The organism is Lacicoccus kunmingensis DSM 17847, from assembly GCF_059568765.1.
This window is the reverse complement of sequence record NZ_JCANUC010000006.1, coordinates 27762-50366: the sequence shown is the minus strand read 5'-3', so window position 1 is coordinate 50366 and position 22605 is coordinate 27762. Positions and strand designations below refer to the sequence as shown.

29 protein-coding genes, 1 pseudogene and 1 riboswitch are annotated in these 22605 nt (G+C 45.7%); of the genes and pseudogenes, 6 read left to right on the top strand and 24 right to left on the bottom strand.

Features of this window, described 5'->3' with window-relative positions; all coding sequences use genetic code 11:
• Positions 1-70: 70 nt before the first annotated feature.
• The 14 genes and pseudogenes from mnhG to BO48_RS07815 all read right to left on the bottom strand — a co-directional run.
• Positions 71-463 (bottom strand): monovalent cation/H(+) antiporter subunit G, encoded by a 393-nt coding sequence (mnhG, locus tag BO48_RS07880; RefSeq protein WP_496366887.1) that lies wholly within the window; start codon positions 461-463, stop codon positions 71-73.
• Positions 450-725 (bottom strand): Na(+)/H(+) antiporter subunit F1, encoded by a 276-nt coding sequence (locus BO48_RS07875; RefSeq protein ID WP_496366886.1) that lies wholly within the window; start codon positions 723-725, stop codon positions 450-452. Before BO48_RS07875 ends, mnhG begins: the two co-directional genes overlap by 14 nt.
• The gene (locus tag BO48_RS07870; RefSeq protein ID WP_496366885.1) at positions 725-1201 is read right to left on the bottom strand and encodes a Na+/H+ antiporter subunit E; all 477 of its coding nucleotides are present in this window, start codon (positions 1199-1201) and stop codon (positions 725-727) included. Before BO48_RS07870 ends, BO48_RS07875 begins: the two co-directional genes overlap by 1 nt.
• A 5-nt stretch (positions 1202-1206) precedes the next feature.
• Positions 1207-2688: a Na+/H+ antiporter subunit D gene (locus tag BO48_RS07865; RefSeq protein WP_496366883.1), complete on the bottom strand. Its 1482-nt coding sequence runs from the start codon at positions 2686-2688 to the stop codon at positions 1207-1209.
• Positions 2681-3019, bottom strand: a complete 339-nt coding sequence (locus BO48_RS07860; protein WP_496366882.1) for a Na(+)/H(+) antiporter subunit C — start codon at positions 3017-3019, stop codon at positions 2681-2683. The genes BO48_RS07865 and BO48_RS07860 overlap by 8 nt, the downstream gene beginning before the upstream one ends.
• Entirely contained in the window at positions 3019-3450 is a 432-nt protein-coding gene (locus BO48_RS07855) for a Na(+)/H(+) antiporter subunit B (protein WP_496366881.1), read from the bottom strand. The genes BO48_RS07860 and BO48_RS07855 overlap by 1 nt, the downstream gene beginning before the upstream one ends.
• Positions 3447-5864 (bottom strand): Na+/H+ antiporter subunit A, encoded by a 2418-nt coding sequence (locus tag BO48_RS07850; protein WP_496366880.1) that lies wholly within the window; start codon positions 5862-5864, stop codon positions 3447-3449. The genes BO48_RS07855 and BO48_RS07850 overlap by 4 nt, the downstream gene beginning before the upstream one ends.
• A gap of 336 nt (positions 5865-6200) precedes the next feature.
• Positions 6201-6587, bottom strand: a complete 387-nt coding sequence (locus tag BO48_RS07845; RefSeq protein WP_496366879.1) for a PaaI family thioesterase — start codon at positions 6585-6587, stop codon at positions 6201-6203.
• Positions 6584-8065, bottom strand: coding sequence for a M17 family metallopeptidase (locus tag BO48_RS07840; protein ID WP_496366878.1), 1482 nt, complete (start codon positions 8063-8065; stop codon positions 6584-6586). Before BO48_RS07840 ends, BO48_RS07845 begins: the two co-directional genes overlap by 4 nt.
• A 12-nt stretch (positions 8066-8077) precedes the next feature.
• Positions 8078-8398: a YuiB family protein gene (locus tag BO48_RS07835; RefSeq protein WP_496366877.1), complete on the bottom strand. Its 321-nt coding sequence runs from the start codon at positions 8396-8398 to the stop codon at positions 8078-8080.
• A 61-nt stretch (positions 8399-8459) separates the two neighbouring features.
• A complete protein-coding gene (locus BO48_RS07830; RefSeq protein ID WP_496366876.1) occupies positions 8460-9671 on the bottom strand; it encodes an NAD(P)/FAD-dependent oxidoreductase in 1212 nt (403 codons plus the stop codon).
• A 128-nt stretch (positions 9672-9799) separates the two neighbouring features.
• Complete coding sequence (locus BO48_RS07825; protein WP_496366875.1) at positions 9800-10159, bottom strand: HesB/IscA family protein; 360 nt, start codon at positions 10157-10159, stop codon at positions 9800-9802.
• A gap of 61 nt (positions 10160-10220) precedes the next feature.
• Complete coding sequence (locus BO48_RS07820; protein ID WP_496366874.1) at positions 10221-10487, bottom strand: YuzB family protein; 267 nt, start codon at positions 10485-10487, stop codon at positions 10221-10223.
• Positions 10488-10549: 62 nt separating this feature from the next.
• Positions 10550-10774, bottom strand: a pseudogene (locus BO48_RS07815) (NifU family protein); the annotation flags it as partial.
• A 112-nt stretch (positions 10775-10886) separates the two neighbouring features.
• Here BO48_RS07815 and BO48_RS07810 point away from each other — a divergent pair.
• From BO48_RS07810 to BO48_RS07800, 3 genes are all read left to right on the top strand, one after another.
• Positions 10887-11198 carry a DUF1462 family protein gene (locus tag BO48_RS07810; RefSeq protein ID WP_496366872.1) on the top strand — a complete coding sequence of 104 codons (312 nt, stop codon included), beginning with the start codon at positions 10887-10889 and terminating at the stop codon, positions 11196-11198.
• A 115-nt stretch (positions 11199-11313) separates the two neighbouring features.
• On the top strand, positions 11314-11475 hold the full coding sequence (locus tag BO48_RS07805; RefSeq protein WP_496366871.1) for a hypothetical protein: 162 nt from the start codon (positions 11314-11316) through the stop codon (positions 11473-11475).
• Positions 11453-11605 carry a hypothetical protein gene (locus BO48_RS07800; protein WP_496366870.1) on the top strand — a complete coding sequence of 51 codons (153 nt, stop codon included), beginning with the start codon at positions 11453-11455 and terminating at the stop codon, positions 11603-11605. Before BO48_RS07805 ends, BO48_RS07800 begins: the two co-directional genes overlap by 23 nt.
• 103 nt (positions 11606-11708) lie before the next feature.
• Here the strand turns inward: BO48_RS07800 and BO48_RS07795 are convergent, their stop codons facing one another.
• From BO48_RS07795 to BO48_RS07775, 5 genes are all read right to left on the bottom strand, one after another.
• Complete coding sequence (locus BO48_RS07795) at positions 11709-12251, bottom strand: biotin transporter BioY (protein WP_496366869.1); 543 nt, start codon at positions 12249-12251, stop codon at positions 11709-11711.
• A gap of 98 nt (positions 12252-12349) precedes the next feature.
• Positions 12350-12667 (bottom strand): cupin domain-containing protein, encoded by a 318-nt coding sequence (locus BO48_RS07790; RefSeq protein ID WP_496366868.1) that lies wholly within the window; start codon positions 12665-12667, stop codon positions 12350-12352.
• Between the two features lie 21 nt (positions 12668-12688).
• Complete coding sequence (locus BO48_RS07785) at positions 12689-13648, bottom strand: 2-hydroxyacid dehydrogenase (RefSeq protein WP_496366867.1); 960 nt, start codon at positions 13646-13648, stop codon at positions 12689-12691.
• A gap of 1 nt (position 13649) precedes the next feature.
• Positions 13650-14411 carry a TIGR01457 family HAD-type hydrolase gene (locus BO48_RS07780; RefSeq protein WP_496366866.1) on the bottom strand — a complete coding sequence of 254 codons (762 nt, stop codon included), beginning with the start codon at positions 14409-14411 and terminating at the stop codon, positions 13650-13652.
• Position 14412: 1 nt separating this feature from the next.
• On the bottom strand, positions 14413-14832 hold the full coding sequence (locus BO48_RS07775) for a DUF86 domain-containing protein (RefSeq protein ID WP_496366865.1): 420 nt from the start codon (positions 14830-14832) through the stop codon (positions 14413-14415).
• Positions 14833-14918: 86 nt separating this feature from the next.
• Here BO48_RS07775 and BO48_RS07770 point away from each other — a divergent pair, with 86 nt between their 5' ends.
• Entirely contained in the window at positions 14919-15206 is a 288-nt protein-coding gene (locus BO48_RS07770) for a DUF3055 domain-containing protein (RefSeq protein ID WP_496366864.1), read from the top strand.
• Between the two features lie 221 nt (positions 15207-15427).
• On the opposite strand, the gene BO48_RS07765 is transcribed toward BO48_RS07770, so the two are convergent.
• From BO48_RS07765 to BO48_RS07745, 5 genes are all read right to left on the bottom strand, one after another.
• Positions 15428-16081 (bottom strand): YutD family protein, encoded by a 654-nt coding sequence (locus tag BO48_RS07765; RefSeq protein WP_496366863.1) that lies wholly within the window; start codon positions 16079-16081, stop codon positions 15428-15430.
• 120 nt (positions 16082-16201) lie between these two features.
• The gene (locus BO48_RS07760) at positions 16202-17788 is read right to left on the bottom strand and encodes a Na+/H+ antiporter NhaC family protein (protein WP_496366862.1); all 1587 of its coding nucleotides are present in this window, start codon (positions 17786-17788) and stop codon (positions 16202-16204) included.
• A gap of 67 nt (positions 17789-17855) precedes the next feature.
• Positions 17856-18020: riboswitch (Lysine riboswitch) on the bottom strand.
• Between the two features lie 45 nt (positions 18021-18065).
• The gene (locus BO48_RS07755) at positions 18066-19385 is read right to left on the bottom strand and encodes a bifunctional metallophosphatase/5'-nucleotidase (RefSeq protein ID WP_496366861.1); all 1320 of its coding nucleotides are present in this window, start codon (positions 19383-19385) and stop codon (positions 18066-18068) included.
• A 12-nt stretch (positions 19386-19397) separates the two neighbouring features.
• Entirely contained in the window at positions 19398-20219 is an 822-nt protein-coding gene (locus BO48_RS07750) for a sulfite exporter TauE/SafE family protein (protein ID WP_496366860.1), read from the bottom strand.
• Positions 20220-20231: 12 nt separating this feature from the next.
• Positions 20232-21080, bottom strand: coding sequence for a DUF72 domain-containing protein (locus BO48_RS07745; protein ID WP_496366859.1), 849 nt, complete (start codon positions 21078-21080; stop codon positions 20232-20234).
• Positions 21081-21130: 50 nt separating this feature from the next.
• On the opposite strand from BO48_RS07745, the gene BO48_RS07740 reads away from it, so the two are divergent.
• Together BO48_RS07740 and BO48_RS07735 are read left to right on the top strand one after the other, a co-directional pair.
• On the top strand, positions 21131-21832 hold the full coding sequence (locus tag BO48_RS07740; RefSeq protein ID WP_496366858.1) for an ABC transporter ATP-binding protein: 702 nt from the start codon (positions 21131-21133) through the stop codon (positions 21830-21832).
• Positions 21832-22596, top strand: a complete 765-nt coding sequence (locus BO48_RS07735; RefSeq protein ID WP_496366857.1) for an ABC transporter permease — start codon at positions 21832-21834, stop codon at positions 22594-22596. Before BO48_RS07740 ends, BO48_RS07735 begins: the two co-directional genes overlap by 1 nt.
• The last annotated feature ends 9 nt before the right edge of the window (positions 22597-22605 follow it).

Sequence of the window (22605 nt, the reverse complement as noted above, 5' to 3'; positions counted from 1 at the left end):
TTCATAAAAATAAAAAGCTCACCGGAGCGGAATGGTCATTTTCAGACCAGCCTGCTCCGGTGAGCTTTTTTTACTCGTAATCGTAGCTTTTTCCAAATTCCTTCAGACGTTTTTTTTCTCTTTCTGCATCCATCGCGTCACCAAGCTCATCCAAAGCGCTCTCCTGACACATCGGCACATGCGTACGATAGGCTGAACGGTTAATCGCAAGCCCCGCGAGCGGTGCTGTTATAAAGATGAATATTATCGTCAATAATAACTTGAAGTTGAAGTTCCCCTGGTCCATTAAAAAGAACAATACGGCACCGGTCATGATCGACATCACCCCGAGCGTTGAACTTTTACCTGCTGCATGCATTCTGCTGTAAACATCACGCAGTCTCAGTATCCCGAGTGAACTCAGAAACACGAGTATCGAACCCGTCAATACGAAGACGCTCGTCACTATCTCAGTTATCGTCAATGATATCACCCTTTTCAATGAATTTCGCCATTGTGATCGTACCGACGAAACCAATGATGGCAACGACCAATGCGATATCTGCATAAACGACTGTTTCATGGAGCAGCATGACCATGCCGATGATGGCGACAAGCATCATGCCGAGAGTATCAAGCGCCATTATCCTGTCGCTGGTGGTCGGTCCCAAAATCCCCCGCACCAACGCCAAGAGCAATGATATTGAAGTGATAACCAATGAAATATTTAATATGATATCGAACATTATCTTGTCACCTCCATAATCGCTTTTTCAAATGACCCTTTAATATCTGCAACCATTTCATCCCTGTCGCTGACATCAAGTGCATGGACGAAAATCGTATTGCCGTCGGCTGAGAAATCCATAGAAACGGTTCCCGGCGTCAATGTAATCAACGCCGCCAGTGTGACAATTTCAATTTCCGATTCAAGATTCGTCTCGACCGCGATGATTCCCGGCTGGTTATCGAGACGCGGTTTGATCACCACTTTTATAACATCGATATTCGCCTTGATCAATTCACTCAGAAACAACAGCATCAGCTTTACAAAGGCATAAACCTTCCGGAAATAGAAATCGAACTCGAAAAATCTTCTTAGAATGAACAATACGAGCACACCGAGTATAAAGCCGAAAAGGAACGTACTCATCAAATAACTGTCCTGCAGAAACATCCAGATGACTGCAATCAATAGATTGATCATAAATTGAATTATCATATTATCTACTCCTTAAGTACCGCATCTACATAATTCGACGGCTCTAAAATCTGCTCTGCAATATGAAGTGAGTACGCAAAGATCGGTTCTGCCGTGAAACCCAAAACGACCGAAAATGCAACAAGCGGTGCAATAGGAATCAATAATTTTGTAACGGATGTATTTCTCTGTTTCTCTGTGAGCTTATTCTCACGCCAGAAAACATATCCGAAAATCTTCATCATGGAGAACAGTGTCAGCAGGCCGACAAGCAGCGCGACGGCTGAGATGACCCACTGGCCTTCCTGGAAACCGGATAAAATAATCGGGAACTTACTGAAAAATCCTGACAGCGGCGGAATACCTGCAAGAGAAACCGCTGCGATGAAGAATCCCCATGTGAGGGCCGGATGTGATTTTATCAACCCGCCCATCTCTTTAATATCCGTTGTCCCTGTAATTTTTTCAGTGACGCCGGCAAGCAGGAACAATGCCGTTTTAACAAACATGTGGTGAACGATATAGAATATCGCACCCGCCACCGCAAGCGGTGTAAAGATTCCGAGACCCATCACCATATACCCGACCTGGGAAATGATGTGGTAGGATAAAATCCGCTTGAAATCAAACTGTGATACTGCACCGAGTACGCCGAAGAACATTGTCAGTCCTGCGACGACTGTAATGAGCCCTTTATGTGTAAAGAGCGGTTCGTGGTAGAAGATCAGCGTAAATGAACGTATGATTGCATAAATCCCGACTTTTGTAAGTAAACCACCGAATAGTGCCGCAATCGCCGCCGGCGGTCCGAAATATGATCTCGGCAGCCAGAAGTATAAAGGGAACAACGCCCCTTTTGAACCGAATACGACAAAAAACATCACTGCAATGACAGTCACTATTCCAGGCTGTCCGATTTCTGCAACGCGTTCTGAGAGCTGCGCCAGGTTGACTGTTCCGGTAACGGAATACAACCATGCCACGCCCATGACGAATAGCGCTGATGCAAAAACGTTTAAAACAACATATTTGAATGATTCTCTCAGCTGGTATTTCGAACCCCCGTTAACAATCAAGACGTAAGAAGATAACAACATCACTTCAAAGAATACGAATAAGTTGAACAGGTCACCTGTTAAAAATGCACCATTCACCCCGACAAGAAGGAAGAAGTAGAATGGGTAGAAATAAAACTTCTCACGCTTTTCGGATATTGTTCCAAAAGCGAAAAACAGACATGATGCCGCAAGTATACTCGTAATCAGCATCATCAGTGCTGCAAGGTTGTCGAGCACCAGTATAATACCGTAAGGTGCGACCCAGTCGCCCGCTTCAAGGATAATCGTATCCTGATACGCAACAAACGCCAAATATACCGATATACCCACTAAAGCCAGCACAGTGAATGTACTGATGATTTTCTGTAATTTGGAGCTTTTCGCAAAGAATATAAGTATTGTACCTGCGATAAATGGTAATAGTATGGGTAAAATAATTAAATTACTCATCCTTGGCTCCTCTCAACTGTTGTAGATCCAATGTGCCGTGGTCCTGATAAATTCTGTATGCCAGAACAAACATGAATGCTGTAATGGCAAAATTGATAACGATTGCTGTCAGAATCATCGCCTGCGGCAGCGGATCGGTATAAGCTTCCGCATCCAGTGAGATGACCGGTGGTGCACCAGTCTGAAGGCCAGCCATCGTTAAGAGCAGCAGGTGGACACTGTGAGACAGCATCAATGTGCCGAACAGCACTCTGATAATGTTATTGGAAAACATCAGGTATATCGCAGTTCCGAATATAACCCCGATGACTAAAGACATCACTATCTCCATTACGTATCATCCTCCACTACCGTTAAAATTAATGTCATGGCTGCACCGACGACAACGAGATATACGCCGAGATCAAAAATCAGTGCTGTCGTCAATTCCACTTCCCCGAACATGGGAATCTGGAAGTAATCAAAGTACTGTTTTAAATATTGATCTCCGGCAATCATGGAAATTACACCGGTAAACGCTGCCAGAAGCAGGCCGATACCCATGAAGTAAGTATAGTTGAACGGCAGCGCCGCTTTGATTGTCTGACGTCCGAACACCAGGTACAGCATAAGAACTGCAATCGCTGTCATCAGGCCGCCGATGAAACCGCCGCCCGGTTCATTGTGTCCTGAAAAGAATATATAGAATGAAAAGGTGACGACGACGATGACAATCAGTCTGATAAATACACGGAACATCATATCATTCGGTTTATTCATCATACGTCATCACTCTCCCCTAATCTTAATTTGACCAATGAAATGACTCCGAATGCCGCAATTGCCAGTACAAGCAGCTCGAGCATCGTATCCAGTCCACGGAAGTCGACCAGAATAACGTTGACGACGTTGTATCCGCCGGCTAAAACTTTGGAGTTCTCCAGATAGTATTCTGCAATTGTTGCAAAAGGGACAATCTGTCCAAAAGTGAATGCACTGATGGAAACAAGTGTGACCATCAGACCGGCACTTGTCGCAATGATAATGTTGACTGCTTTTGTCAGCGGCTTGATATCTTCCTTAGTCAAGTTCGGCAGGTGATAGAAGACTGCCATGAACATGACGACCGAGACCGTCTCAACCATCAATTGCGTCAGCGCAAGGTCAGGCGCTCTGAATACCATAAATATGAATGCAACAAGAAAGCCGCCAAAGCCAGCTAAAATGATTCCAGTCATACGGCTTTTGACTGAAGGCAGCAGGATGACTGAGATAATCAGCACTACCAATATCAAATACATGAACGGCTGAATCTGGCTGGTATTGTCCATACTGAACTGGAATGCATCAAATCTGAACATCGTATAGAACATGAGCAGTACAAGTGCGCCCACCATGTAAGCAATATAGTCACGCAGCAGGCCGGTCATCTGAATGCCCGTCACCCACTGAGACCCTTTAATCAGACCGTCATAGCCATAATCGTAAATTGTTGTGACGATATCTTCATCTTTTTGATAGATGCCGAGCTTGGACCACTTGTCCATCGTCATATAAATGATCGCACCGATTATTACCACACCGATTGTCATCGTCAGTTCAAGGTTGATGCCGTGCCAGTGATATATATCGACATGGAAGTTTGCTCCTTCACTCAGTATCCCCGGTAATATCGACATCATGGCGGGTTCTATAATCGAGTAGGCCAGAATGTTCGGAAAAATACTGATTAACAATACCGCAATGACAAGTACAATCGGACTGATCAGCATGCCGACCGGTGCTTCATGCACTTTCTTAACCGGCAGCTTTTCCGGCTTGAATTTTCCTCTGAACGTTCTGAAGAAAATAATCGCACTGTAAGTGAACGTAAAGATGCTCGCCACCCAGGCGATTACAGGCAGTATGATACCGACGGTATCGCCGTTCCACATATCATACTCTGCAATATTCGTGATACCGGTAAAGAACAGCTCTTTACTCAGAAAGCCGTTGAACGGCGGCAGGCCTGCCATCGCTGCAAGACCGATGACGGATATTGTTGCCGTAATCGGCATGATCGTCATCAGACCGCCGAGTTTCCTGATATCCCTTGTCCCTGTTTCATGATCGACGATACCTGCAACCATAAAGAGACTGCCTTTGAATGTCGCATGGTTGATCAGATGAAATACTGCAGCAAGAATAGCCGTTGTATACAGCGCATTGTCACCATCCATATAATAAAACGCAGCAGATCCCGCACCGAGCAGACTCATGATCATACCCAGCTGACTGATTGTCGAGAATGCAAGTATCGCCTTCAAGTCTTTTTGACGCAGTGCGGACAGTCCGCCCCACAGCATCGTGAAAATACCGAATGATGAAATGATCCAGAACCACTCGGCACCGCCGCCGAATACCGGCGTCATACGTGCCACAAGATAGATTCCGGCTTTAACCATCGTTGCGGAGTGGAGATACGCACTGACCGGTGTTGGCGCTTCCATAGCGTCCGGCAACCAGATATGAAACGGGAACTGCGCAGACTTTGTAAAAGCACCGACCAGCACTAAAATCATTGCCGGTAAAAATAACTCGTGATTTAATATGATGTCGGATTCCGCAATCATTTCCCTGATGCTGAATGTTTCAGTCATAACGTATAGGAGCGAGAAGCCCCCGAGCATCGTCAATCCGCCAAACACTGTAACATACATTGATTTCTGGGCACCGTATACTGAAGCGTCCTTTGTGTACCAGTAACTGATCAGAAGCGCTGAAGATATACTGGTAATTTCCCAGAATACATAGAGGACGATGATATTATCCGATAACACGACCCCGAGCATCGCACCCATAAATAATAATATATATACGTAAAAGTGATTCAGCCGTTCTTTCTTATCTGATAAGTAATAGATTGAGTACAGGATGATCAGTGTACCGATTCCCGTAATCAGTAATGCAAACAGCAGACTCAATCCATCTACGTATAAATCAAAGTTGATGCCGAGTGACGGCACCCATTCAAACCTTTCCATCGCCGTTCCGCCATCTGACGTCGTCGATAAATACGACACAAAATAAATGAACAGTACGAGCGGGACAATCATGACGAACCAGCCCGTATGAATCTTTCTTAAATACTTGAATAAAAATGGCACCAGCAATGCAAATAGAAAAGGTGCAAGTACCGCAATATGTAATAAAGTCATGTTCGATCCCCCAATATTCCTGATAAACAATGATTACCTTTTCATAACTGATTTTTGTCAAAACAAAAAGGAGCCATCGTCAAAATAGACATAGTTATGCCCTGGTGACAGACTCCTCCGGATATTTCTGTATATTCACTTTATGAATGTTATTGCGAATTTTCAGTCAACAACATCGAGATTAACCTCATGAATTTTTGCCCGGTTAACCCTTTCAATTTCTTATAGAAGTAATCATAACAAAAATAAAGCGCTTTTGTACACTGAAAATCGATTTATTAGTGTATATTAACACTATAATTGTCGGATGACAAATTTAGAAAAAGTATTGGGTGTTTATCTTTTCTTCTTAACGGCCATCGTACATCTTGAAACGCATGTCAAATTATCATCTTCATCAGTAATATCTATTTCCCATACCTGTGTACTTTTTCCTCTGTGCCGCATCGTTGCTGTGGCGTAGATCAGGCCGTCTGCGACCGTACGGAGATGATTGGCATTGATTTCCATGCCAAAAGTAATCTCATTCTCCGCAATCAGTCTCGAAGCGCCGACAGAAGCGGCGGTTTCAGCCAGGACCACATTGGCACCGCCGTGGATAAATCCTTTAGTCTGATGCACTTTCGGTGTGATGGGCATGGACATGACCATAAGCCCTTCTGATTCATTGACCACTTTAATATCCAGAAACTCAAGTAGGTTTGAAGGTTCATTGTGTGTCATATCAAATCACCCTCCACGGCTTTGATGACGGAACGGATCAATACGCCTGTCGCGCCTTTAGGACCGTATGCGTCTCTTCTTGAACGTGTACCGGTACCTGCAATGTCAAAGTGTGCCCACGGGCTGCCGTTGACGAATTGACGGATGAAGCCTGCTGCAAATGAAGCACGCCCCGGTTTTTCCACATGATTCGTCAAATCAGCGACTTTTGAAGACTTGACCGACCGCTCTTCCTTATCTCCAAGCGGCAGTCTCCACAGTTCATCGCCCACTTCTTCAGACAAATCGAAGATCGGCGCAACAAGATCCTGGTCTTTATTTGTAAATACACCTGTACGTTCATTGCCGATGGCTGCTATTACAGCACCTGTCAATGTCGCAAAGTCCAAAATGATGCGCGGCGAGTACTGGGATGCATGGAAGACAGCGTCTCCGAGTACCAGTCTGCCCTCGGCATCGGTATTTTTCACTTCGACAGTCTGACCGCTCAGTGAAGTGAAGACATCATCCGGTTTCATCGCATTACCGCTGATCATGTTTTCTGCGAGCACAACAGTCGCAACAACATGGACAGGCAGTTCCATTTCAACAATACCCTGAATCATGCCGATAACATTGGCAGCACCGCTCAAGTCATACTTCATCCCCGGCATCCCCGTCTTACTCTTGATTGAGTAACCACCCGAGTCATATGTAATGCCTTTACCGACCAGCGCGACCGGTTTAACATCATGCGCCGCAGGATGGCGGTATTCCACTGTGACGAGGCGGGGTTTATTTTCAGACGCTTTGCCGACGGCTGTAATCAGGCCGTACCCTTCATCACTCAGGTCGAATTCATCCTTGATCTGGATGTTCACGTGGTCTCTCCCTTTAAATGTGGATAATATTTTGTCCGCGAATATTTCAGGCGTCATATAGTTCGGCGGTGTTTCTGAAATATCTCTTGCATCGTTCACACTCTGACCGATGATCATCCCTTTTGAAACGTGTGACGCCACAGAATCTCTTGAAGTGATCGTCAGTTCGAAGGCAGATAGGAACGGCTCATCTTCACGGTGTTTTTTACCGGAGTATTCATAGACACTCACGTGGGACATATAACCGATTGCCTCAGCAGCAAGCTGTAGGTCACTGCCGAATGTTTCGAATAATAATTGTGCACTTTTTTCATTATTAATCTTTAAATGCTGGAACAGCTTTCCGAACACTTTATGCATTTTATGGCTCGTCATGTCTTCCTGCCTGCCGAGACCGATCGCGATAATTTTTCTGACTTCAGTCTGTATCGTCACACCGGTCGTCGTGATATCTCCGAAATTGGTGGATAAAACCCTCTCGCCGACCAGGTCCGATAGCACACCGTTCAATAATGAGTCTACATCATCAAAATTCGTCAGATCGTTCAGATCGTGTGGCAGACCGATAACAATCGGTTCATGTGATAATTCATATCTTTCCAAGTACTTAATATTCATTGTGTTCTCTCCTTAAAACATTTTATATCCGGCATTTCTTAAGAACCTGATGGTGAAGCCCGCTAAAATGACGCCTATAAAACCGCTGCCGAGCATCAGTATATTCGGCAGATCCAGACCTGCAATGCCTTCATACGCAGCCTGGAAGGACTGTACAGGCTTTGTCAGGTAACTGAATGTGGATATTCCATCCATCAGCAATACGATGATGAATGGATAGACGACCACCATAAGCCAGGTTGTTTTTAAAATCATATTCAGGATGAAACTGATTCCGTAGAATAAGACGAAAAATAAAACCATAGAGATGATCAGTTGGATAATGATTGCCACGTTTTTAACCTCCAAAAAAATAAGCATGGGCAAGAAAGCGCCCATGCCTGTTCATTACTTTTTATAAAAATTTACCTTTGGAATAAGCGAGGAACGGGCCGCCGATCTTGAAGACCGCTCTCGTATCGATGACTCGTTTTAAGAATGCTGCTCTCGCGCCTTTGACTTCACGGCCGAATGCAACACCGATTCCTTCATCAGAACCAAGGGAACATACTGTACCTTTATCATCGAATGTGAATGTTTCCAGTCTGTCACCATTCAATTTATTTTTGATGTTTTTAGCAGTCAGGTCACCCAGCTGCATTGCAATTTGTGCTGTGGTCGGGTGAGGTCTGGCATTTTCGCCTTCACCGTTCATTACTGCTGCAACGTCACCGATAACGAAGATGTTGTCATAACCGTCGATTGTCAGGTCAGGATTCGTCACGATACGGCCGCGTTTAACACCTTCAAATGACTCTTCCATCAGTCTGTTACCTCTGACACCTGCAGTCCAGATTACACTGCTTGCTTCAAGCTGAGTTTCTTTGTCGTCGACTTTAACGACGAAGCCTTTATCATTCGCTGCAACAATCGGTGTTCCGATCTTGAATTCAACGCCTTTACTTTCAAGGAAGTCAACCGCATACTGCGTCAGTTCATCACTGAACATCGGCAGCATTGACGGTGCCGCTTCAACACATGTAATTTTAACATCGTCATAGTCGATATTATGCTGTTTCGCCAGCTCAGGAATGCTTTCGATCAGTTCACCTAAAAATTCGACACCTGTAAATCCGGCGCCTCCGACAAGTATTGCCAGGTCACGCGGGTCTTTTGATGTTTTATAGTTGATGAAGTTTCTTTCGATTTCCTGACGTGCATCTACAGCTGTCTGTGGGCTTGTGATCGTCTCGGCATACTGGTCCATGCCTTCGATACCGAATGATTCACTTTCAAATCCTAATGCAACAACCAGGATATCGTATTCGAATTCGCCCTGGTTTGTTTCCACACGCTGCTCATCACGGTGGATGGCAGTCACTTCTGCCGGCACAAATCTGACTTTTTGAGTGTTGATCACTTTAGTAATCGGGTATGTAGCTTCTTCCCAGTGGATTGTTCCTGCTGCCACCTGGTGCAACCAAGTAGACTCGTAATGATACTCATTCTTGTTGACCAGAGTGATGTCCGCATCTTGGAAGCCCAAAATTTTCTGCAATCTGGTTACTGTTGTCAAACCAGCATAACCTGCTCCGAGTACAAGAATTTTCTTTCTCTCAAAACTCATAATAAATGTCACCTTTTCCTCATAAATTATATTAAATATATCTACACTATAAATAAGACCGCTAATATTAATATCATCATTAATATTAGCGATTTACTTCACATATTTCAAGAGTTTTTGATAATTAATTAACAATCTCCCGGAGCCCCTGCATTTGTCTTCGTTCTGAATGATGCCCCGCACCCGCAGGATAATGATGCGTTTGGATTATCGATTGTAAAACCGCCACCCATAAGCGACTGCTTAAAATCGATGACCGTGCCGTCGATGACTGGTGAATCATACTTATCCACCAAGACTTTCACACCGTGAAATTCGTACTCTTCATCGTTTTCACTTTTTTCTATCTCTGCTGCCATACCGTAAGTCAGACCGGTACAGCCGCCGCCCTGAACTTTGAATCTTAAAAATCCTTCAGGCATGTCGTTCTGCTCAAGCATGTCCTTCACTTCGTAAGCTGCACTTTCCGTGAGTTCAATCTGAGTCATATTATCTTCCTCCATTGGTTTATATTATATAAGAAGTTATTTTACAGCTCAAACTTTATGTCTATATTAAAAAATCGTATTGATCTTCTATTGCCTGTTGTTTTTCTATCTGTTTATAAATTTTTATCAGCAGATCGGGAGCAGACTGTGCACCGACGAGCTGTCCGTTCACGATGGCAAATGTCGCTTTGCTGCAAATACCGCAATTGTTGGTACACTCATAATCTAACACATCCACATCACCATCTGCATCTAATTGCCTGTATACTTCATCAGAGCCCTTTTGCATATTCGCATTACAGAACTCAACAAGGTTCATCGGGTACATATCCGCCCCTCCTTCGTTCGAAAATAAAAAAACCGTTGGAACACGGAGTCCCAACGATCGGTTTAGAATACTTGTTCAACTTCAACGAACCCTGGTACTTCTTCGAGCATTGCTCTTTCAATACCCGCTTTAAGTGTAATTGTTGAACTTGGGCATGTGCCGCATGCTCCGAGCAGACGCAGTTTGACAATACCGTCTTCCACATCCACCAATTCGCAGTCCCCGCCATCTCTGAGCAGGAACGGACGTAACTTCTCTATAACTACTTCGACCTGTTCTTGCATCGTATCTTGAGTTGTTGACATCGGTAATTCCTCCAATCTTAATGATACAGATTCTATATATGTATTATAATAGATATTGAAGAAAAAATCCATCATCTTAAAGGAGGATGTTGACGTGAAATATGTAGTAAATGTGTATGGTCATAATATTTCGCCTGAAAATTCTGTCACTATTACAGATTCCGAAAATTTCTGTAACAGACTGCAGAGGACGCTTAAAAACAAATTTCCGGATGAGGAATTTTATTCTACCTTTATAAATATGGACGCCGTCGACAATTTAACTGATTACGATGAAAACCTCATCGAACAGATTGAAAACGGTGACCTGTCGGTGCCCCTCGTCGCCGTCAATGATGAGATTGCCTCCCACGGTCATACCGATGTGGAAACGGTCGTAAAATGGCTGGTCAGGAAGAAAGTTTGATTCAAGGTAGTTGGAGTGACTGCCGAATTGTCAAAGCATCAATGGTGTACAGTAATAAAAATAATTATGATCAAGGATGGACATCGATGAAAAGTATTTTTTAAGTGTTTTATTAATGGGGTTATTTTTGGCTGCATGCGGTAATGGTGAGGGAGAAGAAACGGCAGATGCCGGTGATTCTGAAAATGTTACGGACGAAACTGTGAATGAAAACGAAGAGGAATCCGGTACAGATGAAGAAACTGCACCTGGCAATGCAGAAGCGTCCGAAGGATGATCTGAAAGCGAGGAAAACAGCACTGAGACATCAGACGCTGGTTCCGGGGAGAAAGAACCATCTGATGCTGAAGAAGAAAAGCCTGCATCTGAAGTGGCACAGCTTTCCGATGAGGAAAAAGCGCCTCTGATCATTTAGGATGACAGAAGTCCCGACTATACTTTTTCCGCCGATGGACTGATTAAAGAAGACCCTCTGCGCTGATTTTTTTCAGCACAGAGGGTTTTTCAGCTTTAATTTGCGATTCTTAAGATACCCCGGGATTTCAATATACGGGCGAACATTACCGTCAGTGTGCCGACGATCAGGTCTTTTATGGCAAAGGGCACGACTGTGATCATCAGCGCTTCAATGACACCGACCGGGGTGCCGATGAGTACATTCATCACAAAGACAAAATATAATGCCCCGAATATGAACGTTACAAGAATTGCGAGATATGTATAGATGAGCGACTGATACAGCGGCTGGCCTTCTCTCACGCCGATGCCTGCGACGTATGCAGCGGGTATAAAGCCGAGTACGAAACCGAAGCTCGGTGATATGAAAGCGCCGATGCCTCCGCTTCCGGCAAATACAGGCACGCCGATCAGACCAACGAGCAGATATAATATTGTCGATAAAGCGCCCAGTCTGGACCCCAGTATGAGTGCTGTGAGCAGAACCATCGGCATCTGCAGAGTAAACGGAACAGGCCCGATGGGCACACGGATCTGTGCACCGATTGCAATCAGTGCAGCGAACAGTGCGACGAAAATTAAATGTTTTGTCTTCATCTATGAAACCTCCTTGTTGTTTTTTATATCATAGCATGAAAAGACCCCATTGTTAACCTATAATTCAAAAAGGTTAACAATGGGGTCTGTCTTTAAATCTATTCCTGAATTTTATTCATCGTCACATAGACCGAAGTCTCGTCGTCACCATTTTCAAAGCCGATCATCTCGTCTTTTTCAAGATGGATGACGTCATCTTCTGTCACCTGGACTTTTTCATCCTTGATTATAAATTCACCTTTACCCGACAGAACATGCAAGTACAGTTCTTTGCCCGGATGGCCATGGGATTTCATTGTCTGGCCCGCAGTAAAGTTCAGCAGGAACATCGAACTGTTTCTGCTTTTGAATATATCCACTTTCGTAAAACGTGCTTCGTCAAATGTACGCGCTGATGCGATTGTTTTCTTCTCCATAACATACACTCCCTTTAAAAATTATTTAACTTGAGTGAGCGGTGCCTTGCCTTCCAGTACGTTCGTGATGTTATCCACGCACAGCTGCACCATGTTATCACGTGTTGCAACCGACGCACTGCCGATATGCGGAAGCAGTGTCATGTTGTCCATGCCGATGAACGGATGCTCTTTAGAAATCGGTTCGCCGTCGAAGACATCAAGTGCCGCTGCTGCGATTTCACCTGTCTCGACCGCTTCTTTCAAGTCCGCTTCCACAACATGTGCACCCCGGCCGATATTGATGAAGTGTGCTTCCGGCTTCATTTTACCGAATGCTGATTTATCGAACTTATATTTCGTTTCATCTGTCAGCGGTGCTGCACACAATACAAAGTCAGACTGTTCAAGTAGCGCATCGAATGACACGAGCGCTGCATCCAGGTCCGCCGCATATTTGGATTCACTGCGGTTATGATAGACGATTTTACAGTCGAACCCTTTCAGACGTCGAGCAAAAGCTGCACCGATCGAGCCCATGCCGAAGATGCCGATCGTTTTGCCGAAAACATCCGTGCCCGCCATATGGTACGGGCTCCACCCCGTCCAGTCGCCCGCTTCCAGTTCACGGTTCGCTTCGATGACGCGGCGTGCAGACGTCAACATTAATGTAAACGCCAGTTCCGCCGTCGTTTCTGTCAGCACTTCCGGTGTATTTGTGATGGTCACATCATTTTCCCCAGCTTTTTCAAGGTCGATGTTGTCGTAGCCCACTGCGAGATTTGAAACGACTTTCAGATTCTCTGCCGTTTCAAACATTTCAGCGTCGACTGTTTCACTCAGCATCGTCAGCGCCGCATCTGCGTCCTTTATTTCTTCAAGGAACTGCTCTCTCGGTAATGGCTCGCCTGCGCTGTCCCACATGAATACTTCAAATTTTTCTTTCAGCTGATTTAAATGTTCATCTTTGATTTGTCTTGTAACAACCACTTTTTTTGTCATATTATATGCTCCATTCAGATAAATTATTTATAGTATGTGTCGGTGCAATGTCCTTTTTCAGTACATCTTCGGTACGGCTCACACCCGTATCGACATGAATCGTATCCACACCGGCATTGATGCCTGTCAAAATATCCGTGTCATAATTGTCGCCGACGAGGGCCACTTCATCTTTGCTGAGACCCAGCTGCTTCAGGGCACCGTCTAAAATAAAACTGCTCGGCTTACCGATGGTTATCGGCTGGATGCCGGTCGTTTCAATGAGCACCTGCTGGATGGCGCCGTTCCCGGGGACGATGCCATTTTCAGTCGGGAAACGCTTGTCCGGATTTGTTGCGATAAATGTCGCGCCCGCTCCGATTAAAAGTGCCGCACGGCTCAGTTTGTCATAGTTCACTTCGAGGTCGAGCCCCACGATGACGAGGTCTGCATTCTCCTCTGTGAGAATGATGCCGGCATCCTGAAGAATTCCCTTCAGTGACGGCGTGCCGATGACATAGGCGCTCTCGCCCTGATGGTGCTGCCTGATGTAAGCCGCCGTCGCCATGGAAGATGTGTACATGTTGCCGGCCGTCGTTTCCACACCCATGGCCAGCACTTTCTGCACCGCTTCTGCCTGGGATTTTGTCGCGTTGTTCGTCAGAAATACGTAAGGGATGTTACGCGCCGTCAGTCTTGCGACAAAATCTTTCGCTGTTTCAATCAGTGCAGTGCCGTTGTACAAAGTGCCGTCTAAATCTATCAAGTAACCTTTATAATTCATTTCATTCACCTTTAAAAGCGGTCACTGCCTGACCATCATTTTCTACAAATGCATTAATTTTTGCTTTATAATTTTCAAAAGCAGAGAGATGTTTATTAAAATCATCCTTCATGCTTTCGCGGTCGAGCGTCGTGTACTCTCGATTCAGTTTGTTTCTCCATTTGAATGTTGCCTTGAAATCATCTTCATCCGCTTCAGTTATTGCACCCTCGGTTTTCAAAATGAACATCACATCCAGATATGTCCCCGGGTCCCTTAAAATGAAAGCGTCAATAATCATATTTCCTACGTCCACAGTGGACTCGATGAGCATATGACAAATACGCTCCAGTGCAAATCCTTCAGCATTTTTAAATTCTTTCGTGAGCGATTCGATATAATCGAGCCGCTCATCCAGTAATTCGCGATCTACAAAATACAAAGCCTACACTCCTCTACATTCTTTGTGGTCATGATAATATTATGATAGCATAATTTTGATAGTACAGTAGAAGCGGAGGAACTATGATGCTTGACTTTTTCTTATATGATGAAACAGAAGACAACCACTCGAGATACGTCGGTTTTGTCGGCGACCACGGCAGATATGACCTCGCTATCATCCAGACAGGCAGATTTTTCGGCAAGGCACTCGTGCTGAACACCCAGAGCAACCGTTTCGGCATAATCGGTTCGGATGATCTGGAAGAAGAAGGCTATATCGCCCACATCCTGGATCTGGAACCGGAACAGGGTGACGAAGTCGTCGAGTTTTTAAGCGACATCATCGTCACAGACTTCGGAGATATGGAGTAAGTTTAAGCTGCGCGCCCTCTGGTGGGCTGCGCAGTTTTTTATGTTTGTCGGGGCGTGAAGACGGGGCGAAAAATGTCTTGACTAAACGCTGAGGTTCCAAAAAGCCTGCTCACCCAGCATTAAATATCGGCACAGGTGAGCAGGCACCGTCTAATATCATAATCCATACGAAAAAAAGAGAGCACGCAACCCGGGCTCTCTTATCATTTCACTTATAGTTGCTATCTGTCCCTCTGGAAGGAGGCAAAAGTTTTATTTTGCGGTTGTGCATTTTTAGCTTTTTCCTGTTTCTGATGGGAATCTTTCTGACGGGGCTTATCCGGTTTCCTCTTCTTCTCTTCCGGACGGGCCCCGCCCTTTTTCTTTTCGTCATATTCCGGCTTGTTTTTAGCCTGGGCTTCTTTGTCACGTCCGGGCTTAGCCGATCTCTCTTCACGGGCAGCATCTTTATCACGGTCCCGTCCTGCCTTCTCTTCTTCACCGGCAGCATCCTTTTCCTGTTCAGGCGCCGTTTCCGGCACCGCCTCCGCCTCAGCAACGTTCTTTTCCCCGTGCTTTTCTTCCCGTTCATCAGCGACTAGACCTTTTTCTTTTAACTCTGCCTTGGTCACTTTACGCAGCACGAAGTACGCGCAGCCGAAGTTGCAGTACTCGTTCAGGTAGTCTTCGATGGCGCTGTACTTTTTGTCGCGCTCCACCTTTTTCTTGTTATCCCTGAAGAAACCGGCGAGTCTGAGTTTTTCATAACCGATATCACCGACGATATAATCATATTTGTTCAAAACCTCGCTGTATTTCCCCATGAACTGTTCTTCATCAAATGCATCCCGATAATTTTCCATCAGTTCAAAATTCATATGATCAATCGTAATCATGGTCAACGCTCACCTCTCAATCATTCATCGCACATCTGTGTTTATTTCATACTATCATATATTTTGCCTGCTGAGTATTTCTATAAAATAAAAACCCCTTCAGCTGAAGGGGTCCCTTTATTATTGTGCCGTTTTTTCAATTGGTTTATAAACCGCTTTGGACACGAAGACGACAACCGCGAGCAATGCGAATATCACAAGGAGTGACAGCCATACGCTGGATGTGAAACCTAAAATGACGTACCCCACAAGCGCGATTGACGCTGACAGTACCGCATACGGCAGCTGTGTCAGTACGTGTGTGATGTGATTGCTCCCGGCCCCTGTCGATGACAGGATGGTCGAGTCGGAAATCGGTGAACAGTGGTCGCCGAATACCGCCCCTGCAAGCACTGCGGCGACAGCCGGCAGCAACAGGTCCGTTTCGCCGAGTGAAATCATGATTTCGCCGGTCACCGGAATCAGAATGCCGAATGAACCCCAGCTTGTGCCTGTCGCGAGTGCCATGATACATGCAACCACGAACACGACGCCGAGCAATAGGCTGACCGGCAGGTTGGAGTTTTCAACCATCGCACCAAGGACGTCGCCGGTGCCGAGCTGGCTGATCAGGTTACCGATGATCCATGCGAGTGTCAGCACCAGCATTGCCGGGAACATTGCCTTGAATCCTGTTTTTATGCCGAGCCAGATTTTATCCGCTCCGAATGCATCATTCGTCTTAGTGTATCTGAAGTAATAGAACAGGCTGAGTACAAGCCCGACGATACCGCCGGCGATCAGACTGTGTGTCACCAGTGTATTTTCAAGTATTGAGAATAAAGACCATGAGCCCGCTTCAAGCCCGCCTGTGATGAACATCATGATGATGACGGTCACTGCAAGGCCGATCATCGGAACAAGCAGCGCCTGAGCGGAACTGTTGTTGACGCTCGGCAGCTCTTCATCCGTGTCTCCGGGAACTTCTCTCATTTCATCGACGACCACGCCGTCGACGATCGCTTTTCTTTCCTGTTCACGCATCGGTCCGATGTCAAAACGCGTCATTATGACGATGAACATCATGATCATCGCCGTAATGACGTAGAAGTTCATCGGAATCATATAGATGAACGCCTGGAATGGTGAAATGTCCGTCAATCCTGCTGCGAGCAGTAACGGTGCGACAAGTCCCATTATCCCGGCACCCCAGCTGGATATCGGGGCGATGACCGATACAGGTGAAGCGGTCGTATCCACGTAATACGCGAGCTTTGCCCGGGAAATATTATATTTATCTGTCAGCGGTCTTGCGACCTGGCCGGTGATGAGTGCACTGAAGTAGTCATCTATGAAAATGATGATGCCGAGAAAACCAGTCGCAAGTCCTGCACTTCTTCTCGTCTTGAATTTATTCAATGCCCAGCTCGTAAATGCTTTCGCGCCGCCCGACATATTCATGAACGCCGTCATGATGCCGAGCATCGTCAGGAAGATCAGAATGAACGCTTCCCAAGTATTGATTGCGCCGTCAGCGATGAAAATGCCAATGAACGCTTCCCACACCAGACCGAGGGAGCCGGTGATGCTGCCGCCTGCCACGACAAAAGCGGCAGTGATGATACCCGCACCCAGACTGATGCCGACTTTACGCGTTAAAACAACGAGCACCAGTGTCAAAAGCGGGGGTATGAGCGGCATATATTCCCATGATAAAAAACTTTCCATATGTATTTCCTCCTAAAAAATTAAAAAAAGTCACGTGACATTATGATTAGCCACGTGACAAAATATACATTCGTGTAGCGCATCATCATAATGACAGTACCGGGTTTATTCAAACCGGTCCCAGGAAGTTTTCCGCCAAAAACGCCCTTCGGCAATCATCCCTTTCCAACCGACTCAAACGCATGCCTGCTCGTCAGTAGTACTGATAATAATCGCAACCTCTACTTTTTCTATTCAATTAACATTAATATTATAGCATAACTGCAAATTTCATCAACTATAAATCCTCATTATATAATTTTACGATGTCCCTTAAAAATTCCGGCATCATATAGATTTTCTTTGCCGACTTGAACTGCGGAAAAATTCTGCCGAACGTATACATGTCGAGCGTGCCGAGTGTGTAGGTCTCCGACTCCTTGATCCGTTCCCCGCCGATGTAATACTCCCTTTTCGATTCCACGTAGCCGATATTATCCGTGACGAATGTGCCGAATATATCGCCTCTGAATCCCATGCCGCGGACGATATCGTCGCGGAATTCATGGCGCATCGACTGATTGAAGATTTCCTTCAGCTCCCTGCCCGTCAGCTTGATCTTCACGACGTTGATCGGATGCGGCAGCACCTTATGCAGTTCATACTCGGACAATGTACCGCCTTCGAAACTTTTCGCGATGAGCCCGGTATGGATAATGCTCGCATCCGCATCTGTGAAATCCCTGATCATATATGCGAGGCGGCTGATGAAGCGGCTCGTGTGAAATAAATGTCTCGGCACCGGTGCGGTATTCCATTTGATGATATTTTCCCTCATCAGGTCCCTGCCGTGTTCGTAATAAGGGTCGTCCACGTGCGAAAGCAGGTCCGTATCGATCAGGCGTGCCGATTTATCCACCAGTGCCTTCCCGTCGAACGTCAAGGTGATCTCACCGAGATAGTCTCCGAACCGGCCGGCCGCCCCGATCAATACGGAACCGACTGTTTCACCGTTCTCAAAATGATGGTGGGTATGCGAACCGAGTATGACATCTATTTCAGGAAAGCGGTTCGCGAGCGTTTCATCGTCATACTTGCCGAGATGGCTCATCAAAACGAGGCAGTCCACCTGGCCGGACAGCTGATCGACACATCTCTCCACCCATTCGAACGCATCGGACACTTTCCATCCGAGCGCTTTATAAAACGGGGTGAATTCGACTGTAATACCGATAAAGCCAAACTTTATGCCGTTGATATCTTTGATTACATAGGGATCGAAAAACGGTTCTTTTGAACCCGCTTCAAGAAGGTTTGCACAGACGACATCAAAATCTGCATCATCATACAACGATTTCAAATCATTGATTTCAAGTGTGATGCCCTCATTATTTCCGAGTGTCGCCACATCACAGCCCGCCTGATTCAAAAGGTCGACGTTGCCTTTTCCGAGTGTCGCTTCTGTATAAGGATGGGAGCGGTCTACATGGTCACCAAGGTCTGCATAGACCATCTTCTCACGATATCTTTTTTTCTGATGCGTCAAGTAGTTCTTTATTTTTAAATAGTTGTATAGATGACTGTGGATATCGTTGGTATGAAAGAGTTTGATTTCCATGCTGTCACTCTCCTATAGAAAAGATTCAATAATCATGTATAAACCGAGCAGTAAAAGTACCGTCCTGAGTGCAATGATCACAGTGTCGGAATTGAATTTCTGATTGAGGTACACACCTATTTTAGCACCGACAAAAGCAGAAGGCACCAGAAATGCCGCGTGCAGAAAATTGACGTTATTCTGGAGCAGGTGGCCCGTCCCGGAGGACAATGCCCCGAAAAAGACGATCAGCATGCTCGTTCCGATGGCGATGGACGCCGGCATACGGAACAGCATCAGCATCATCGGCGTCATGATCGCACCGCCGCCGATACCGAAAAGACCTGCCGTCAGACCCGCGATAAAGCTTGCGATGACTGCGATATACGGCGGGAAACCGTAGTGGTACACATTACCCATGTGGTCGACGTGCGGTCTGACATAGCGCGCATCCTGGAAAATATTCATCGGCTTGATTCTGTCTCTCACAATTAAAAGGATGCTTAAAAATATAAGGAATATACCAAAATACAGTTTGAAACTTTCGGTTGTAAATACATCACTTAAGTATGAGCCTGCAAGGGCCCCCGGGATGATGCCGAAGAGGAAAAGCGTCCCGTTCTTCCGGTCAAGCTGGTTGCTGCGCCCGTAGGACATCATCGCAGTCAGTCCGATGAATATCAGTACAACACTGGATGTACCGACGGCAGACTGAGGTGTCACATTTGAAATGACGTCGTTATCTATACCGAAAAAAACTAATAGTGGGACGATGATAACGCCGCCGCCGATACCGACAAGTGAACCCACAGCAGCTGCAAATAGGCCGATCAATATCAATATTAGATACTCCATATGCACTACCCCTTAAAATAATTTCATTTGTTTTGGTGACAGACCTGTATATCTGATGTCCATCATTTCAATAAAATTCTGTGCATTGCCTGCCGCATGTCTTCCAGAGTTATTATTAAAAACAATAAAAATATCTTTAGATTTATGTTTGAGTATTTCAACCTGCCGCTTCAGCCATTCGAGTTCTTCCTTGTTGTAGTCATACAAGTAGCGCACATTCCGCCATTCCTCCGAAGTAAGGTCTTTTTGTGTCCAGCCGTGGACATTCCGCCCGTGCAGCCTGATGAATGCGGTACTGTCCGTCACACGGTTGACGAATGGTATGCTTCCGACACCCGCCTGCGGCTCATCACATATGCTGTGAATGATATCATTGTTGTAAAGAAACGACAGCGTCTCTTCTTTATATTCGCTCGTAAACCATGTCCGGTTTCTGAATTCGACGGACACTTTGTAAGGTTCCAGCATCGACTTCGCAAATTTTACGTAGCGTATGTTCTCACTCGTGCAGTCGAACCATGGCGGAAACTGTAATAAGACGAAGCCAAGTTTGTCTTGTGCAGCCATTGGGTGTAACATATCTTTGAATGCTTTAAATACTTCCTTGATGGATGTGTAATCCGTTCTGTAGTCACTGTGGCCGGTCATATACTGATGCGCCTTGACGATGAATTTAAAATCTTCCGGCGTTTCTTTGCACCATTTATTTATGGTCGAAGTTCTTTGTATCGCGTAATATGTGGCATCCAGTTCAACAATTGGGAAAACACTTGAATATGTAATTAATTTATCTTTTTTATTTGTCAGGTGGGTGTAAAGATCCTCATGGTCTCCCCAGCCTGTTAAACCGATATATATCATTAAATCACCTTACTATTATTTTACCATATATTCAAAGGAGGAAACTTATAATGGACATTTTAGAATTTAAGAATGTCAGCCATAATGACATTCTGCACAACATATCCGGCACCTTGAGAGAAAGTAAAATCACTACCTTCGTCGGTCCGAGCGGTGCGGGGAAAACGACATGCCTGAAGATGATCAACGGCCTCCTTTCAGCGGATACGGGCGAAATTTTATTCAGAGACAAAAACATTTTCGATTATGAAATCACAAAGCTCAGAAAAAGCATCAGCATGGCGTTCCAGAGTTCTCCGATGATTGACGGCACCGTTTATGACAACTTGAATCTGCCGTCGGACATTCACGGGGAAACGCTCGACCGCGGGCATGCAGCGGAGCTCCTCAGCCTTGTCGACCTGAACGAATCATTTCTCGACCGCCAGGTGCGGGATATATCCGGCGGTGAAAGAAGCCGCGTATCCCTTGCACGGACATGTGTCCACGAACCGGAAGTATTGCTGCTTGATGAAATCACCTCCAGCCTGGACTACGTTCTGGTCCGGGAAATCGAGAGACTCGTACAGCGCTTGCAGTCCGAAATGGATATTACCGTCATCTGGGTGACGCACGACCTTGAACAGGCCAAACGGGTGAGCCATGATATGTGGTTCCTCCGTGACGGGGAACTCCTCGAGCAGGGCCCGGCGGAGTTTATCGAGCACTCGGAAAATCCTGAAATACAAGCATTCGTTAAGGGGGAAAAATAATGTCATTTGCACAGCTTGCCTTATCACTGATATTTGTTGCCATCCCACTCGGCCTTGCATTATATTTGAAACTCGGTCTTGAAAAGGACATCATCATCGCGACAGTCCGCTCAATCATCCAGCTGCTCATCATCGGATACATACTGACATTCGTCTTTGAAAGTGATTCCGTCATATTCATCATTTTGATGATTCTTCTGATGATTGCCGCAGCGAGCCAGAACGTTGTTAAAAAAGGTTCCGGCATTCCGGGCATTACACTGATCATCATATTTACACTCGTGGTTGTTGAAGCGGTGACCATGGGCATTCTTCTCGGCTTCAGCATCATCCCTGCAGAACCCGAACAGATCATCCCGATCAGCGGCATGGTCGTCGGCAACTGTATGGTTCTGTCCCTGCTCTTCCTGAACAAATTCAAGGATGAGCTGAACCACAGCGAAGAAGTGGTCGAGCTCATCCTGTCACTCGGCGGCGAACCGAAAGATGCGGTGTCAAGAAGCCTGAAGTCATCGATCCGAACGAGCATGATTCCAACGATCGAAGCCCAGAAAACGATGGGACTCGTCCAGCTTCCGGGCATGATGAGCGGCCTTATCATCGGCGGCGCCGACCCGTTTGAAGCGGTAATGTACCAGTTATTAATACTGTTTCTCATATTGACGACCGCCGCAATGGCGTCAGTCATGGTCGGATATTTATCCTACCCGAAACTATTTAATGAAAGACTCCAGTATGTCGGACTCACACAATCAGAACAGTAGGTGCTTTTT